We start from the raw sequence: 17,590 nt of genomic DNA, 5'->3' as shown, positions 1-17,590 counted from the left end.
GAAGCGAGCAATTATTGAAGATATCGGATGAGTAAAAAATTTACCCCAACGCCACATGACGCGATATTCAAGCAGTTTTTAAGTGAAAAAGAGACGGCTAAAGATTTCTTTGCTATCTGGCTACCAGATGAGATTAAAGCGCTGTGTGAATTGGATAGTATTAAAGTGGAATCTGGCTCATTCGTTGATAGTGAAATGAGAAACTACCAGAGCGATATTCTCTATTCTGTTAATACCCAACAAGAGCAAGGTTATATTTATCTGCTGATTGAGCACCAATCCACACCGGATAAACTGATGGCATGGCGACTCATGCGTTATTGTATGGCTACGATGCAAAAGCATCTGGAAGCAGTGCACAAGGAGCTACCACTCGTTTTTCCCATCCTGTTTTATTGCGGTGAAAAGAGTCCTCATCCGTATAGTACAGATTGGCTAGACTGTTTTAGTGGGCGTGATATTGCTGAAAAAATATACACAAAACCATTTAAGCTAGTCGATGTCACCACGCTTGACGATGGTGAGATTATGAAGCATAAGCGAATGGCTTTACTGGAATTGATACAGAAACACATCCGCAGAAGGGATATGACAGAATTACTGGATAGTATTGTTAAACTGTTATCGTATAATTATTATACTGATAATCAAGTCATTACCCTGTTTAATTATCTCATCCAAGAAGGGAATTCACAAAAGCCAATGGAATTTATCACCGAGATAGCTAAACAATCAGAGAAAAACGAAGGGGCACTTATGACTATTGCTCAAACATTAAAACAAGAAGGCTATCAGCTAGGTAAAAATGATGGTGTTCAAGAAGGTATTCAAAAAGGTATTCAAATTGGTGAACAAAATGGGATGCAAAAGGGCAAACTTGAAGGAATTCAAGAGGGCGAAAAACAGGCATCCATAAAGATAGCGCGCCAAATGCTTGAAAGTGGCATGGACAGACAATCTGTGATGAAATTTACCGGCTTGACTGATACTGAAATGAGCACCCTGTTTAAAGATTAAATGATGACGGAACGACAAAAATTAAGCCTCAATCGCCCAAGAAAAGCTTCACAGGAAGAACAGACCTCAAGTAACCCCGTTTACGGTAAAAAGGTCTGGGTAAACGCTACGCCCAAAAAACAGGCAAAAAAGCCTCATCCTCCCAAAGTAGCAAAACAGCAGCCCAAGAAATCAGTCGTTAAATCTAAACAGGCAGTGAAGGTTAAAATTCCAAAACCACCTACTCCGCCCAAAAAGAGACTGCCGTTAGAGGAAGCTATTTCCCAGATAACCACTTTTTGGCCTTATCTTTTCCCTGATGGCAAGTTGCGCCCAATGAAAATTGGTATCCAGCAGGATATGTGGCAGGAGGTGAAGGAAAAATCATTACCGATAGCTAGAAAGCGTTTGAGAGCCTGTTTAGGGAGTATTGGTCATCACGCTGATTATTGAGCCCTTATCCAGTTAGGCGCGTTTCGTTATGACAAAGAAGGTCAGATAGCCGGAGAGGTCACCCAAGCGGATGTTGAAGATAATTTGCAACGTTTGGCACGACGAAATAAGTCATCCCATCAACCTATGATTTGGCGTTGGGAAAATGATTCTCGCTGGTATGAAGCGGAACTCTGTTATGATTTATTTGGTGATTTATTGCTTATTCAGCGTTGGGGCGGATTGGGTAATCGACTTAATGGGCAAAATATGAAAATCGTTTCTGATTTACTTACCGGAGTTTCACAGCTCCATGCCATTGACAGACAGCGCCGGAAAAGAAAAAATCCTTATCATCGGGTAGAATAACCTAATATCTATTTCCTTTTTAATTTTACTGAACGTTTTTAACAATCAATGACAAAACAAGAACTAACCGCCCTGAATATGGCAGGTTTTATCAAAAGCCAAATCTTAATCCTCTTAGATAAGCTCAATCAGCTTAATCTGGATGATTGTGCAGATGAGTGCGAAGATTTGCACGACATGGCAGAGGTGCTTTATCTTAATTTGAAACGAACACTGGAAAGATGATAAAGAATTATTATCAATAATGTCTTCATGTTATGCTTTTATTTTACTTAAATAACACTAATATTTCATATGAATCAAATTCTCTTAAAAAGAAATTTTTCGCATAAAGAACATACCGAGTCTCAGGCTGATACTATCCGTTTTTTATGGAATAAAATAAAACAATACGAGCAACGTAATCAAAAAGCGGAATTGAAAGTCGATAGTTTATATCAAGAATATGAACAGATTGTTTTGCCTCATGAAAAAACACTCGCAGATATTCGCTGTTTACGTGTCAAGCATTTTATGTCTTTTTTGAGTAATAAGTGCGATCTGAATTCGAAAGATCGTGAGAGTCTTTTTGAGTACTTAGAAAGTCAGTTATATTTCTTATATGATTTCCCGTTTTTCTGTAATCCTGAGACCCTCAGTTCACTTGCCGAAGATCTCGACAATTATGCTGAAAAATATTTTGCCAAAGAGAATCAAAAAATTTTGGATAAAGCCTGTAATGATTTTAAAAAAATGTTAAAAGCCACGCTTGGTAATGATATTGAATTACCCCATAATGAAATTAGAGATACCTTCAGATCGGGAAATGAAAATGATTTAGTCAATTTGATTGAAGGCATTAAGGATGCTTATTTAGAAAAACATCCTGAAGAGAAAGAAGATTGGGAAAATTCAGAGCGGGATTGGGCAGATTTTGAGTTTAATTATTATCAGGAAGGCGAAGAACAAGGCACTAAAATCACTGAGATTTTTAGAGGGAGTGAGCTAAATAAAATTTACAAAAAGATTGCTAATGTTATTCATCCCGATAAAGAAACAGATTTAGCTAAAAAGGCAGAAAAACATCAGATTATGCAATCACTTTCCATTGCTAAAAAGAAAGGTGACGTTGTTACCCTCATTAGTATGTATAGTCAATACGTGAGTGATGAAGCGTATGAGTTTGATAGTGAGACCCTTTTGCATATTAGTCATCTTCTAGAAATGCGTTTACGGGAATTAAATTTAACGCATCAGGACATTTTTAACCGGCAAGGTGTCAAGAGTTATGTTTGGAAAAATTTTTCTGCATCGAGTAAAAAGAAAATCAAAGAAAAAATGAGTGAATATATCGAAGAGATTAAAATCGAGACGAGTAATGTAGATAAGGAAATTAAAAAAATTGATTCTATCAAGAGACTTAAAAAATTTCTTCGTTCTCTTCCTGCTCATGATAGTTGTTGTATTGATAGTTTATTTTTTTGATTTAAGAAAATGTTATAGGAGAATATATTTTTTATTGTAGGTGTTTACTGATCATTTCTCCTTCTTTAATCTGATTATAGTATTGGTAAATTTTATTTGCATAGTGGAAACGATTTTTAATTGATGTATTGGTATTTCGCATTCCTGCGTTATACATACCAACTGCTAACCAATTTTTGCCGTAGAGAGCAAAGTTACGACTTAAAATCATTGCCCCGATATGAATATTTAAACAAGGATGATTGATTAAGTCATTTTCAGATAATTTAGGATATTCTTTTTTTATGGCGTTAAAGGTTTTGCTATTAATTTGCATCACGCCTAAATCAAACGAGCCATCTTTATTTTTGTTTTTTGCATGTGGATTAAAGTTTGATTCTTGTCTGGCAATCGCTCTTAAATAATCGGGGTCTATTTGATAATAACTTCCGGCTTTATCAAAGCAATCGGCAAGCGATAACTTTGAGATAAAAAGAAAAAATAGCCACATTAAATTTTTAATTTTCATCACGTAGCTCTTTATTCAAAATCAAGAACAATTCGGCATATTGTCGCCCCTATAAAGCAAAAAGTTTTTTAAAGAAATTCCAATAAAGACTATCAATATTACCTCACCAAATTCACTTTTTCTACTACTAACTTACACACACACACACACACACACACACACACACACACATCACTTGCAAAATTAATTTTGCATAATTTTATATTTAATTTCAGTTAGTTATATTTAATATGAATATTTTTTAATCACAAAAAACAAATGCTAATAAACATATTTTAAAATGATTATAAGAATATTTATTTAACTAATTGTTAATAAAGAATAAATATTAAATATATGCTTATTTTAATTTTATTAAATGTTTATAAACATATTATAAAATGCATTAAATAATGCTTATTTTTAGCGTTTTTCTACATTATATGCTAATAAACATATTATAGCATGTTTTTAGATGTTTTTTAAAGGTTAAAAATTAAACAATAATTAGTCTTATTTTTATAAAATTAGGAAAATTTTTTATGAAAGAACAAAATATTCATCGAATGACATTAACAATCCCTTTCACGATTTTGCATTTAATTGATGAAATAATTGATGAAAAATTAAAAGATGGTGAGAACAAATCGACAGCAAATCGTACTGCTATCGCATTAGATATGTTAAAAATCGGTGCAAGAGTTTTAAAGAAAAAAAGAGAAGAAGGGGGTAATCAAGATATTAGTTTGGATGAAAAACTGGCTCTAATTGCTGATGCTGTCCTTAAAACAGAATTAAGAGTTGATTCTATGTTTGAGTTTGCTAATACTAAACCTCAAGATATCGATCAACGAATGATGAATCAATATGGCTACGATGTAGTGAAGAAAAAATTTAGTGAAGTGGATTACAAAGTTAATTATTTTTTTAAACAGAAATAGGGCAATGTTTTTATTTTAAAGCCCCTGAAATTAGGGGCTTTAAAAGTTATTTTTGTGCTCAATAACTTCTGGTTGAGACGTTTGACCAATAGCGATTTTTTGTGGTTTTTGTTCTTCCGGTATTTCGTAATTAAAGGTTAATGTTAGCAAACCATCGGCTAAGTTGGCATTTTGGATTCTGATGCGATGGTCAAGGTCGAAGCTCATCGAAAAACCTTTTTTCTCAATACCTTTATGTAGCCATTTTTCAGTTTTGCTGTCATTACTCTCTTCCTCTTTCTCCGATTCACTTTTTCCGCTGATGGTCAGTTTATTATTCAGCACCGATATATCTAATTCGTGTTGTTTATAACCAGGAACTGCTACGGTGAGTTCGAGATTTTCTTTATCTTTTTGGTATAAATTATAAGATGGAACATCTGATAAAGGTTTCTCGCCGGTTATTCTGCTAAACAGTTTATCCATTTGCGTAAATCTATCCGATAACAGGTTATCACTTAGCATAGGAATAAGAGAAAAAGAACGATAAGCCATATTGTCCTCCTTTTTGCGCTTATTGATTCGTATATTACCTTGTTCAGTTATAATGCTAAATGGGGGTAACCTTATTTATTTTCAAGGGGATTTTATAGTTTATGAAACCACTAAATATAACAAAATATTAATATCACGCATATTGCAATGGATAATTAGTTTCAGTTTATTATTGTTAGCTGTTATTTTGATTGTTTTTTTGATGAAAGAAACGTTTACTTTAGCTTTACTATTATTCAGGTCAGCCAATCCAGCCCAGACTTATCTTTTGCTTGAAGGGATCGTTAATTATTTTCTTTATTTTGAATTTATCGCATTGATAATTAAATATTTTAATTCTTTGTATCATTTTCCTTTACAATATTTTGTATATATCGGTATTACTGCTATCATTCGATTAATTATCGTAGAACATAAAGATCCATTTTCTGTATTGATTTATACAATATCGATATTATTCATGGTCTTAGCCTTGTATTTAGCTAACGCAAAACGTCTTGTAGAATAAAAAACTATTGATTAAAAAGATAAAGTATGAGTTAATTAAGTCTAGTTTCGGGATTAACAATCTCTTTTTATTAGTAAAATTTTAAGTAATTCAAAATTTAGCGATATCATAATACCTCTTCATTAATGAGTTCCTTCTGATTAAATACCATTAGTAAAATCATGTTAATCTTTGAGATTTTTGATTAATTAACAAAATTAAGGAACTTATATGTCAAGCATCAACACAGGTATTGTTAAGTGGTTTAACGCGGATAAAGGTTTTGGATTTATTTCACCTAAAAACGGCAGTCAGGATGTGTTTGTTCATTATTCTGCGATTCAGGGTAATGATTATAAAACGCTCTATGAAGGGCAAGAAGTAAACTTCTCAGTCGAAAGTGGCCATAAAGGACCTTCGGCAACTAATGTAATAGCCTTATGCTAGTACATTAATTTATATTATCGCATAGATATCTTTATACTATGCGATAATCACATTTAGTACCTATTAAAAATTAATCTCCATACTCTTTTTCTTTGATTTTCTGTTTTTGTTCGTCTTCATGATGATATGAAATATTCATTTCATCGTTTTCTTTTTCCAGTTTCGGTGGTTCTTCTTCGAGTTGAAGATCGGGTATTTTCTCATCATCATGCAGTAGTGCCGATTCTAATGTTATATCCTGCTTATCATTAATTTTTTCTATTTCTCTATCTTGCGGTAAACTTTCGGGTATTTCATTTTTAGCGATATTATCCAGTTCAATCACAATCGAATGGTCTTTTTTATCATTTTTTAAGGCTTCATCAAATTGTGATAGTGAATAGAGGTTAACGCTGTTCTCATCATTACCCTTATTTAGTACGATATAGATACCATCGGATGCACCTTTGTAAGTGGCTTCTTCGATGTCTGTTTTCCCTGTATAAACGCCAACCGGAATATGGAGATTTCCTCGCTGAATGCCGTGTTCGTTGTTGACAGGTAATAATAATTCTGGTCGGTGATGGTGTGAGAATCTGGCGATTTCAACCAGGGTTTGGTCGATTTTTTGCGCTAATTTGGTGTTGCCTACTTCTTTGCTGTTATCCCAAATTCTGATTTCATTTCTAGCCAGTTGGTCTTCCTGTTTGTTCAGGATGTCATGCGCGGTTACTCTGTCACCGGAATTTTTTGTCAGGTTTTTCATCCAGGCGTCGCCATCTGATAAATAAAGCTGAACGTGTTCTTTTGCGCGGGATAATTCCACATAGGTATTATCCATTGCAGCGATGGTACTCGCCACTTCATAGACGATGACATACGGATAAGACGCGCCTTGTGAAGCATAGCTTGTGATGGCATAGGTGTAATCCAGATGTCTGTCGGCATATTCTTTTTGTGGTTGATAGGTGACGAGCTTGCCGTTTAACTCAATATAGAGCTTATCGTCCTCAATCCGTTTTATCATGCCCCTGTCGTTATTGGCAATATTGCGGTCTTTATCGGTCGTGGTGAGCCGGATTTTTTCACCTTCTGAGACTTCAATGGTTTTGTCTTCAAAGAGCGCGACGACGGCAGGATTTACTTCAAGCGGTGACAGGTATTTCTCCTGATTATTTTCCCGATTTACCAGACTAACAATGCCTTCTTTTGAAACTCCTGTTATTTCAAAATAATGTTGATTGATTTTTGCGATGTGCCCCAACTGGTTTTGCCAAAACTGGCTATCTTTTAAATCCGCTTCCTGATGGTTAATGCGTTGTAAAATAGGAACACGGGCTGATTTACCCAGCCTCTGTTGACTTTGCATCACCTCATGAATGTTTTCATTTAACTGATTTCGGTCGGCATTTAACGGGGTGATAATCACCGTATTATCACGCGCTTCTTTCGTTCTACCCACATAGTCATCAATCACCATTTTTATCATTTGATTGTCGTTTTCCTGTGCTTTACCTGATGAAGCGCTCTTCATGATTGCGCTTTCGGGAATAAAAGCACCATTATCCCTTGCTACTCGGTCAGGGGAAACCTGCTGAATAATATCCAGTGATTTTTGCGTGTTTCCGGCAATTATCGCTTCAATAGCGGGTTTTAATTCGGGTGTCTGTCTGACGATTTCGTCCATCACGACTTTATCGGCGGCACTGCGTTGCCAGGCGAGGGCAAAAGGGGCGCCCCGCTCGAAGGCTTTTAGCTGTTTTGCATCCCCTGAGAGGACGACTCTCCCTGCATTATCCGTGATGTTAAGTAGTAATTCTGCCAGGGTTTTATTGCCAATCATCGAGCTTTCATCAATCACAAACAGGGTATTTTTATACGATGTTTTGAGGTTGCTCTGGTGCTTTTCCATCAGAAAGCTGGCGATGGTTTGGGATTTTATGCCCGCTGCCTGTAATTCATTGACCGCTTTGTGGGTGGGTGCGAGGCCGACGATATTCACATCAGGTCGATTATCGTTAAGGGCTTGTGCTACCGTTTTAAACTGGGTGGTTTTCCCGACACCGGCATAGCCTTGTATCATGATTGTCTGGTCTTTTGAGGTTAAAACCAGTTCGGCGGCTTTTTGTTGGCCTTGGGTTAATCCGGTAAAATGCCGTTTTTCTTTATTTTGTATTAACGGTAATTGACTGTTTTTGCCCTGTAAAATCTGCGTGAGGATTTTCACCTCGTTATCAAAATCGTCTTTGCGAATAAAGCGACCATAAAGCTCGTGTGTTGTTTCATCCACGCATTTCACTTCGCCTTTTTTTAGGCGCTGTTTAAAAGCATTTATACAATCATTAAACGAAAAATCACTTGATTTTGCTGCATCGGTAATCACATCCAGACTATTAAAAACCATACTTGATTTTGTCCGACGGTCAATGGCGATGTTTAGCTGTTTTTGGATATCAGGGGTGACATTATGTTTTGCGACATCGGCGGCTTTTATGAATGATTCATTGCCTTGCTGGATATCAGCGAGCACGGTGGTGCTAATTTCAGTTTGCTGTAACCGTTTTTGGATACTATCGCTATCTAAACCGGTAATGCCGATAATGTTTTTTCCACTTCGCCTTATCTGATTGATGGTCGAATTATTGACCTCTTTTTCGTTAAACACCGCAATCACGGTTTGATTTTTATCAAGGCTATTCCCAAACGCTTCACAGTAGTGGTATTCCAGTTTGCTATCGGCTTTTGGGGTAAATGACGCTTTTTTGCCGTGTTCATCTTCCATGATGATTTTATCGGCAAATAAAAAATTGCCTTTTTTTAGCTCGGTAATGGTAAAGGTTTTACCCGCCTGAATATTCTGGCCAAACACACCGGTTGATTTGACTCTATCACCTTCTCGCAGTTCCATCTCCTGTACCTTGAAGAGACGGTAGTGACTATCGATTTTATTAATTGAAAGCGCAGACGTGTTACCTTCACTATCCTGTAACAGGAGTTTATTACTTTGTTTGCTAATACTTTTTATCTGATACTGCTGCCGTTCATTTTCTGTTGTGCGCTCAAGTATCATGCCGATGTTATAGGTGTTACGCTGATTGCGGTTAGCCATATCTAAAAATATCGATTTTTTGGTGGTCACTACCCTCTTGTTTTCAGACAGTAATCCTTTTTCGATTAAAATATTACGGGTTTGTGTGGTTATCGCTTCTTTTGTTGGGTTATTGCCTGCCTGAATGATGACCTCCTTATTTAAGGCATAAAAGTTAGCAAAATGATTAGCAGCGGTCTGTATTCTGTTCGTTTTGTCCTGTTCAGGAATAAAATAGAGGTGTTTATCGGCATTGGATTCAAAGGCATTAATCGGTTCAGCGCCGAGTGCTCGTGCGATTTCATTGGTCAGTCCTTTGTTTTTACGGCTGTCGCTATCTAATGCAATAATCGTGTCACCCTCGGCATAGGAACGACTGAGTAATGACGCGACTTTATTAAGGGGGAGATGTTCAGACTGGTAAATCCCGATTAATTGCCGTTTATTTTTATTTTTCTGTGTGTCATTTAAATAGTCATCAATGCTGATGGTTTTTACTTTTTTATTGACATGCTCTTGCAATTTATCGCTGATTTTTTTATTGGGCGTAATAATAACGGTATTTAACTTATTTTCTTTGGCAAGGGTATGGATTTCGTCGATAACCTGAACTTCATGGGCAAACCCGCCTTTAAGATTAACCAGATTAAATCTAACATTGTTTTGGATAATATTTTTGGCTAATGCGCTTTCCTGTGTTGTTGTTAACTCATGTTTGCTGTACCGCAACTGATGAATGAGTGTGCTAACCTCATTTTCCTGTTTAAGGTGGTTTTCTGTGGTTAACAGCGTGCTTTCTGAATTAAGTGGCACCAGATTTCCCTGTTTAATCGCCTGGTTAATTTCCTCCCGTAATGTTTCTAATGTTTTCGGCTGGCAAGGGATGCGATTAATGACATGGGTTAATAATGCATCATAGGAAAATCGGGTGTTTTTATCTGACAGTACCTTAATGGATTGTGAGATAGCCTCTTTTAGGTTAACCACAGGCGTAGATGGGTTGAGGTTTTCTGCTTTTTTCACTTTATCCGCGCAGTAACCGGTTTTTGCGAGCGCCGCTTGCCATTCTTTATGCAGTGTCTCGACATTAGTAAAAGTTTTTGCCTTACGGGTAGCTAACACGGCAGCACTTTTCTGTTTGGCGGAAGCGTTTTCACCCACTGCTTCAACAACCTCTTTGCGTCTGGATGAAAACGGTTCGGTGGGTACGCCTTCTATTTCCCATAAACCATTTTTCCCCGTTGAAACAAAAGAAAATCCCTGCTTTTGTAAGCTCTCTTTGAGATGCTGGCGATAAATAGCGCCAAAAGTAACCTGTAAATCGTTAATGATTTCGCTAAATCCACTGCGGTTTATCTTATCTGATGACAGCGCTTTCCACCCCTTTTTATCTGACCAGGTGGCATTCATTAATAATGCATGTGTGTGTAAATTAGGGTCGAGATTACGATTAGTGGTGTGAAGAAAAAGCGCAGCAATCGAATTGCCGGTGATTTCGGTTTGCGTGACTCCTTTTGTCATTGAACGGGTCGAGGTTACGCTTTCAATCTCTTTGAGTGCTGACACCACCGCCTGTTTATGTGCATCAAGCACCGCGGTATTACCTTCAACCAACGCTAATACCGACACACTTTTAGGAGCAGAAAAGGTTAAATCATAGCCTGGTCGATGTTTATTTTTACCATTAACATTAAAACTTAAATCGGTGCCGTCCGTTAGTTTCCCTTCCAGCATCTGTTTAAAGGTATTTCTATCCACCGTGCCGGTTAATCCTAACCGTTCAGCGCCTTTACCAAACCACTGTATCCCTTCTTCACCGACAAAGTAATAGTTATCCTTTTCCTCATAATAGTTAGCACTTGTAGCTGCCCCACCACTAGTGAGATTTTTAACCGAGAGCATAGGCTAAATCTCCTTCTCGGTAGCTTGGGTTTTTCTTAAGTTGATATTAGTCTCTTGTATGTTTTGAATAACATCATTGCTTTTAACAACAGAAACGGGTTCAGTCGCCTTGACACCACCATAGTTAACGGTCTCAATGTAATGCGCGGGTTCAGGGGGTGTTATTTCCATCGTCTGCGGGTTGTTGGTCTGGTTTTGATTGCTTTGGTCTGATTGCGTGCGCCGACCGGTGACCAATTTATCCACTTTATTTTCAATTCCCGATTTATTCAGTTCCTGCTCAATCTGATTATCAAAAATGGCGGAGACATCACGCTCAATTTTCCCTGCGGCAATCGTTTTATATGTTTTATGTTCCAAGGTGAGTTTGACAATCGGTACATCGCCCAGAAGCGAGACAAAGCACTGCAAATCATCCAGATTCTGAATATCGGAAAAACTGACAATTTTTTCGCGGGTATCTTCTTTCGAGAAGTTCACACCATCCCGAATAGTATCCACACCATAACTGTACTGGTCACGGAATTTCAGCAAACGGGTTTCGCCTAGTTCTTTTTGTACCCACTCGGCGACACTGCCACTGGGGGCACGGAAATACAAGGTAGTATTAACTAAATCCCAAATCGCACGTGCTTCCTGAGCGCCATAGTTCGCTTCCAGTTGTGAGAAGTTTTGAATGCCGATAAGGGTTGCCCCACCAAACTTACGCGCCTCCGAGAGGTAATCAAGAATAACGGGCAGTTTATGAAGACTGGGTAGCTCATCTAATATCGTCCAGATACGTCGTTCTCTACTCGGGGGTAAGGCTAGCACGGATTGCATGGTGATATTAAGCCAGGTGCTGATTAACGGCTTTAAGGCAGCGTGTAAGCGACCATCGCTGGAGATAAAAATCCAGGCATCTTCATCGGCATTTTGTACCCATTCCCGAATAGAAAATGGCGGCTTGCCTTCTTTTTCCAATCCCTGACAGTAGCGCAGCGCTTTCACATAAGCACTTAACACGGTACGAATGGTCATAGCGGTTTTTTTAATACTGCCATCAACCAGATTAGCCGCATCGGTGCCCTGTACAAAATCATGCAATTCAGCCAGCGAAATCGACAATAACCGCTGCAATAATTTTTTAATCGAGCGGTCAGGATGTGAACGCATATGCTCAGCGGTCGCCACAAACAACAGGCGAGCAGACATCAGCCAGAACGGGTCACCACTTTTTGCATCGGGGAATAAGGGCAGCGCAAAGGTTTCAAAATCAGCGCGGTCTTGGCATTCGCGCCATAAATCCCAGTTAGGGCAACGCGCATCCATCGGATTTAAGATAATATCTTTGCCTTCCCGATAAAAAAGCGGGATAAAGTTATTGCCTTTATCGTAGATAATGGCTCTTTTCCCCTGCTGTCTTACCTGAGTCAATAGGTCATTAATGGCGGTGCTTTTCCCTGTTCCCACGGTGCCATGTAAGCCAAAATTTTGTTGCTCGCTGTTTTCAACCAGGTGCAAATCACCGATTTTAAGCGATGAAAGTTTGCCTTTGGCTTTTAAAAACTGGTTAATTTCTTTTACCGAATTTGCCAGATAGCGACCGCCGATAATCTCATTTTTACGTTGCTGAGCGCCTTTTTTACCTAACCACCAGAACACCGCCACAATCAGGCCAACAAAAGTAAAGGAGGCAACGCCCCACGCCCAGAATGCGGCGTCTTTCAATAACACATAGCAATGAATAAAATACCTGTCGAGGCGTACCTCGCGGGCGGTTTTTTCGAATTCAACCACCTGATCGGTTCGGGGATTTAGCCAGTGAAAGGTAAAAGTGCCGCCTTCGCTGGTGCCAATGGCTTCCTGTAGCGGTATCACCAGTGTATCCATTGCCCAGTAAGCTAACCCGTGTATCATCTTCTCAAGCGGGATTTGAACGGCGATGGTAGCAAAAAAGACAAGAATGGTGGCCAGAATTACCCAGAACGCCACGATATTGGCAATCTGCATAAACATGGCCACCATGTATTTAATCACCTGACCGCCCTGGGTCATGTTTCTGGCATCAAGACTCATAATCAAGTTTCCTTTGAACAGGAAGCCCAATTTTTTATTAAGATGGTGATTTTTATTGGGCTTTTATTTTTTTGAGAAATTAAAGAATATTGGCGATGCTTTTCGCTAGCTGGTTTTCCAGTTCCGGTTTCGCTTCTTCAAATTTCAGATTGACCTTGTTGGCATTGGACACAATGCGCGTCTGGTATTTATGACGGTTGGTGGTTTCGGTGCTGGTCTGCAATTTAGCGCCGGAGGTGCCTTGTTTTAAGCGTGCGGTATCATTTACTGTCACATTGGTACCTTTACTTAATGCGCTAATCTGCAAATCGGTAATCATGGTGTAATTCACGTCCTCCACCATCGCATCGACCGCCGCGCCAACCAGCCCTGCGGCTAATCCCACGCCTAATGCGCCGCCGGTGGAATCGACGTTATAAGCCATGGCGCTTGCGCCTACCGCAGCGCCAAGGGCAGCGCCTTCATAACCTTGTGATAAAAAGCGTTGGGCATCTCTTAAGTCCATCTTATCGGCCTTTAAGACATTGGCCTGTATCCAGTAATAGGCGGCATTCGGATTATTCACCACCGTATAGCCTTTTGCTTCAACCGCTTTTCTAATTAAGCTCGCTAAATCCGACATATTTTTGTCAGAAGTATTTTTAATTTGCAGGTAAACGGTTTTTTGGGAAGCGGGGTCTAACCAAATGGTTTCGCTCATTTGGGTTTTTACTTCAAGATTGCGTTTTTTAACTGCTGTGCTGACCGCACTACAGCCGGTCAAGGCTAGTGAAGTTGAGATGAAGCTGACCAAAATTAAACGCTTAAAAGGGTATGCCATTTTTAAAGACTCCATGTTAAAGGTATAAGGAATTACTTGAACAGAATGCTGTTCAAGTAAAAAGGTGATAAAAAATGGTTATATATTAGGATTAAATATCACGATGACTCCCTGATAAATGGTCATTGTGATCAAACCCACTTGTTGTGCTGAAATCATTGTCAAAACTAGAAGAACTGCTGTATGTGTCGTCAAAGGATGACGAAAAAGATGAAAAATCATGGCTACTTGTGCCATACATATTTCCAGCTGAGTCAATTCCCCCACAACTTAATAAGCCTGTTGCTGGATTTGTTTCTATTCTGCTGCTGAAACTATCGTCATCAGAATACGTATAATAAGTTTCAGCGCTATCATCATTTAAATTTTGATTATTAACGGGAGAAAACTGATGGGATGAATGATGTGAAGATCCATTCCGTTGCCAATCTTGAGGGGCGTAAGAAAAAAGAATGGCGCCTGCAATAAATAATGAAATGATTGCGGATAGTATTATCCCTCCATAGATAACTTCGGAAAACACATATCCATCATTTTTTGCCGATATCTCTAAAAATTCTCTTGAAAGAATTAAAATATTTCCGATAAAAAAGCCACCGAACAGAGGGTATTTGAATACTTTCTCACTTTCACGCCAATTTTTTGAAAAAAAACAAAATACAGCGCTCAGGTTAATGACGCTCATGGCGATCATCGATGAGGCTTGCTTAAAGTAGAACAAAAATAGTGTTTCGAGGATGACTATTGTGATGATAAATGCAATAAATCTCATTGTGATTTTCCTCCTTTATCCTCGTACCTTTTAAGATTAGCGGATTTTTCCTTATTTATCGCCTTCTCATTGGCGGTGATTTTATCCTGTGTGGGTGCCACGTTATGCCCAAACTCGGTTTTTTCTGCCCGTATCGCTTTTGCATATTCACCGGTATTGGCCTCGGCGGATTCAAGTAGGCTGACCTTATTGCTTTCACCCGTTTCTGGGTTAACAATGGTCTGGTGTTGCCGGATTTGGCCTTTATCGGCTTGCTTTTCCAATTGCGCCGCACTTTGATTAAAGCCAGCTGGATTATATTGGCTGGCGTCGTGAGATACCTGCATACCCTGATAATGACTGGCCACTACCTCTTGGGTTGCAAAATGATTATGGCGGATATCGTCGGCTATCCTGTCAATGAACTCGCTGACCAGTGCTTCACGTTGCGCCCTGACCGCTGGTGTTCCCGCATCCGTTAACACATGACTTGCCTCAGCTTCGCCTAAACGTGAATAAGCAAACTGGGTAAATTCCTGCTCCAGACGGTGTGAAGCACTTAGGCGTTCTGTTTCGGTTAAATTGGCTTGCTCCGAGATAGTTTGCTCTTTGGTTTGGCTAGCAGTGAATCCAGCAAAGTTTTCGCTGGTATTTTGCAGTGAGGCTCTTAAATCTCTGACTAAAGATCGCGTTTCCGCGTTGGAAATCCGGCTAACCTCATTATCGGTCATGTTTCTAATTACTGAAGCTGACTGACTCGATGAAAACTCTTTCGCTGTTTGTATATCATCGCTGGTTTTATTGCTTTTTGAAGCGGAGTCTGTATTAGTATCTCGCCATTCATGATTGTACCTTGCGTTAGCATCTAATTCCGCGCTCGCTTTTGCGTTTGATGATCCCTTACTAACACTCATGCTCCCTTTTGCCCCAAATCCAAAACCGGCAATATCAGTACTATCCGTTGAAGTTCTATCTTCTCTCGCTGTACTGCTATTTGATGATAATGAAGATCTCGCCTGTTGTGATTGCCGCTGAATATCTTCTATCGCCTGACGTTGTTCACCCGTTAACCCATTTTCAAATGACCCTTGCTTGTTAAACTGGTTACTGAGCGCCGTTGAGATATTATAGGTGTCCGATATGGCACTTTTTAAGCCCTGATGATAGCTTTCGGTCTCGCGGTGTTGACTGCTCAATGCTTTACTAAAGCTGGTATCGAGCATCGAACTGGTATCCAGACTAAACGGCAGTTTCGAGATGGCTTGGGTGGTATCGACAATATGCTGACCACTTTGAGTGGTGCTAATCATCGCCCCGTTATCGATTTGCTGGCTGGAAAGTCCCGCTTTGTAACTGCGGTTTAAATCGGTTTTAAAGCCGTTGATGTTTTCCACCTGCATATTGGCCATGTTGTAATTGCCGCTCGCTACCGCTGACGCATCGGCGGTCGTTGCCCCAGCCAGGGCGTTACCCAGATAGGAGCCGGCACTGGCAATCTGTTGGCCAAGCGAAGTAAAGAGCTTAAAACTTAAAAACGGAATCGACATCATCATCCAGCCGGCAATCCCTGCCGTGGTGCTGCCGGTCTGGGTGAGTCTGTCCAGATTAGAAAACGTCACATTTTCGCCATTTAGGGTGGTGGCCATCATAAAATTATAAATGTGATTAAAGATAGCAAACATCACTGGCCATAACATGAGGCTGCCCATGATGTTTAAGTAATTAATTATCACTTTGTAGGTTATTTCTCTCACAAAAAGCGCTAAGGCCATAATCGGAAAGAGCGAAATGCACAGCAGCACAGCACGGTATTGAGTTGCGGTAACATTTCACTAGCCAGATGATAACTGGCTTGATGGGATAAACGCATTTTGGCCAGCGACTGTTCGGTGGTAATCAGGTTTAACCCTGCGGGGTCATTCATGGCGGCTGCATAAGCGTTAAAGCCTTTTCTCAAGCCGGCTATCATGATATTCTGTTTTAGAATATCCGCTGCACTTTGGCTTGCTTTCATAAAGTAGTTGTAGCTGCCTTCCAGCATATGCGGTAATACCACGGACGCATCGTGGCGGCCGGGAAATAGTTTACGCGCATAAAACATCAATGTGCTGCCGGTGCCGGTGGTATCGAGATTAAGCAGGTTTTTAAGTTTCACGGTGGCTTGCTGACAGGTCATAAACTGACTCCTTGCCCCCTCGGTGTTTTCAGCCTCCCACCCCTGATAATAAATCCCTCTTAAGGGGCTGGGTTTGGAAAATATCAGGCTATAAATATCCCGAGTATTCAGAAGCTGACTTAAGCTGTATTTGTGGTTTAGCTGGATATCGGGGATGACACGGTTTTTCACGTATTCGCTGAAATTGGCGTTAATTTCAGGGCTATGACTGTGAAAGGTCAGGGATTCCTGCATCAGTTTTTGCCCAAACATCAAACCGGTTTTGCTGTAGGCGACACTGTCTGGCAGATGGAAAAAGTCATCATAAAATGTCGCTACGGAATGGCCGATACCCGTTAATAACCAAAGTGGCGTTGCCAAGCCCACTGGCACATTATCCACCCGATTAATTTTGTCCGGCCTCGTCAGGTCGTTGACCACCACGGTGACTTTGGGTGTGAGCAATAATGCCGTGACACACACAAAGGTAAACCCCCAGGCAAAAAGTCCCTTTAAGTCATGAGTTTTAACGTACGTCATGACGCAGGTTAAAATGCCGAGCGTTTCGGCCAGATAAAGCAGCCCACCCCAGGTGCGGTGATTGACCATGGCTGCCACCGCATTTAAAGTTTGGGTCACCATATCGCCGCCACTGATAAACCAGGTATCTAACACCATCT

General features: G+C 39.8%; 17 protein-coding genes. 9 read left to right on the top strand and 8 right to left on the bottom strand.

Annotated features, from left to right (window positions below; all coding sequences use genetic code 11):
• Positions 1-27: 27 nt before the first annotated feature.
• The 5 genes from WH390_RS15545 (at position 28) to WH390_RS15525 (ending at position 3,261) form a co-directional block, all read left to right on the top strand.
• The gene (locus WH390_RS15545; protein ID WP_032116541.1) at positions 28-1,017 is read left to right on the top strand and encodes an Rpn family recombination-promoting nuclease/putative transposase; all 990 of its coding nucleotides are present in this window, start codon (positions 28-30) and stop codon (positions 1,015-1,017) included.
• A 3-nt stretch (positions 1,018-1,020) separates the two neighbouring features.
• The gene (locus WH390_RS15540) at positions 1,021-1,449 is read left to right on the top strand and encodes a ProQ/FINO family protein (protein ID WP_032116542.1); all 429 of its coding nucleotides are present in this window, start codon (positions 1,021-1,023) and stop codon (positions 1,447-1,449) included.
• A 93-nt stretch (positions 1,450-1,542) separates the two neighbouring features.
• The gene (locus tag WH390_RS15535; RefSeq protein ID WP_406850737.1) at positions 1,543-1,797 is read left to right on the top strand and encodes a hypothetical protein; all 255 of its coding nucleotides are present in this window, start codon (positions 1,543-1,545) and stop codon (positions 1,795-1,797) included.
• Positions 1,798-1,845: 48 nt separating this feature from the next.
• Positions 1,846-2,022: a Rop family plasmid primer RNA-binding protein gene (locus WH390_RS15530; RefSeq protein ID WP_072012878.1), complete on the top strand. Its 177-nt coding sequence runs from the start codon at positions 1,846-1,848 to the stop codon at positions 2,020-2,022.
• A gap of 69 nt (positions 2,023-2,091) precedes the next feature.
• Positions 2,092-3,261: a hypothetical protein gene (locus WH390_RS15525; protein ID WP_052044979.1), complete on the top strand. Its 1,170-nt coding sequence runs from the start codon at positions 2,092-2,094 to the stop codon at positions 3,259-3,261.
• Between the two features lie 31 nt (positions 3,262-3,292).
• On the opposite strand, the gene WH390_RS15520 is transcribed toward WH390_RS15525, so the two are convergent.
• Complete coding sequence (locus tag WH390_RS15520; RefSeq protein WP_395971309.1) at positions 3,293-3,769, bottom strand: lytic transglycosylase domain-containing protein; 477 nt, start codon at positions 3,767-3,769, stop codon at positions 3,293-3,295.
• A 521-nt stretch (positions 3,770-4,290) separates the two neighbouring features.
• On the opposite strand from WH390_RS15520, the gene WH390_RS15515 reads away from it, so the two are divergent.
• Entirely contained in the window at positions 4,291-4,689 is a 399-nt protein-coding gene (locus WH390_RS15515) for a hypothetical protein (RefSeq protein WP_032116543.1), read from the top strand.
• Between the two features lie 39 nt (positions 4,690-4,728).
• Here the strand turns inward: WH390_RS15515 and WH390_RS15510 are convergent, their stop codons facing one another.
• Entirely contained in the window at positions 4,729-5,223 is a 495-nt protein-coding gene (locus WH390_RS15510) for an Hsp20 family protein (RefSeq protein ID WP_395971307.1), read from the bottom strand.
• A gap of 124 nt (positions 5,224-5,347) precedes the next feature.
• Between WH390_RS15510 and psiE the strand changes: the two genes are divergently transcribed.
• Positions 5,348-5,731: a phosphate-starvation-inducible protein PsiE gene (gene psiE / locus WH390_RS15505; protein WP_032116562.1), complete on the top strand. Its 384-nt coding sequence runs from the start codon at positions 5,348-5,350 to the stop codon at positions 5,729-5,731.
• A gap of 210 nt (positions 5,732-5,941) precedes the next feature.
• Positions 5,942-6,157 carry a cold-shock protein gene (locus WH390_RS15500; RefSeq protein ID WP_026824204.1) on the top strand — a complete coding sequence of 72 codons (216 nt, stop codon included), beginning with the start codon at positions 5,942-5,944 and terminating at the stop codon, positions 6,155-6,157.
• A 70-nt stretch (positions 6,158-6,227) separates the two neighbouring features.
• Here the strand turns inward: WH390_RS15500 and mobF are convergent, their stop codons facing one another.
• Both mobF and traD read right to left on the bottom strand, forming a co-directional pair.
• A complete protein-coding gene (gene mobF, locus WH390_RS15495; RefSeq protein WP_032116545.1) occupies positions 6,228-11,126 on the bottom strand; it encodes a MobF family relaxase in 4,899 nt (1,632 codons plus the stop codon).
• A gap of 3 nt (positions 11,127-11,129) precedes the next feature.
• A complete protein-coding gene (traD, locus tag WH390_RS15490) occupies positions 11,130-13,118 on the bottom strand; it encodes a type IV conjugative transfer system coupling protein TraD (protein ID WP_406850763.1) in 1,989 nt (662 codons plus the stop codon).
• Here traD and WH390_RS15485 point away from each other — a divergent pair.
• The gene (locus WH390_RS15485; protein ID WP_406850764.1) at positions 13,017-13,259 is read left to right on the top strand and encodes a hypothetical protein; all 243 of its coding nucleotides are present in this window, start codon (positions 13,017-13,019) and stop codon (positions 13,257-13,259) included. The genes traD and WH390_RS15485 overlap by 102 nt on opposite strands.
• Before the next feature lie 4 nt (positions 13,260-13,263).
• Here the strand turns inward: WH390_RS15485 and traT are convergent, their stop codons facing one another.
• The 4 genes from traT to WH390_RS15465 all read right to left on the bottom strand — a co-directional run bounded on the left by traT (position 13,264) and on the right by WH390_RS15465 (position 17,588).
• Positions 13,264-14,004 carry a complement resistance protein TraT gene (gene traT / locus WH390_RS15480; RefSeq protein WP_081932928.1) on the bottom strand — a complete coding sequence of 247 codons (741 nt, stop codon included), beginning with the start codon at positions 14,002-14,004 and terminating at the stop codon, positions 13,264-13,266.
• 91 nt (positions 14,005-14,095) lie between these two features.
• Positions 14,096-14,776 carry a hypothetical protein gene (locus WH390_RS15475; RefSeq protein WP_032116547.1) on the bottom strand — a complete coding sequence of 227 codons (681 nt, stop codon included), beginning with the start codon at positions 14,774-14,776 and terminating at the stop codon, positions 14,096-14,098.
• Positions 14,773-16,452: a hypothetical protein gene (locus WH390_RS15470; RefSeq protein WP_187290970.1), complete on the bottom strand. Its 1,680-nt coding sequence runs from the start codon at positions 16,450-16,452 to the stop codon at positions 14,773-14,775. Before WH390_RS15470 ends, WH390_RS15475 begins: the two co-directional genes overlap by 4 nt.
• 65 nt (positions 16,453-16,517) lie before the next feature.
• Entirely contained in the window at positions 16,518-17,588 is a 1,071-nt protein-coding gene (locus WH390_RS15465; protein ID WP_032116549.1) for a conjugal transfer protein TraG N-terminal domain-containing protein, read from the bottom strand.
• Between the last annotated feature and the right edge of the window lie 2 nt (positions 17,589-17,590).

The organism is Candidatus Arsenophonus nilaparvatae (assembly GCF_045346035.1).
GTDB classification, from domain to species: Bacteria; Pseudomonadota; Gammaproteobacteria; order Enterobacterales; family Enterobacteriaceae; genus Arsenophonus; species Arsenophonus nilaparvatae.
The sequence above is the reverse complement of the archived record's forward strand: the minus strand, read 5'-3'. Positions and strand labels throughout refer to the sequence as shown.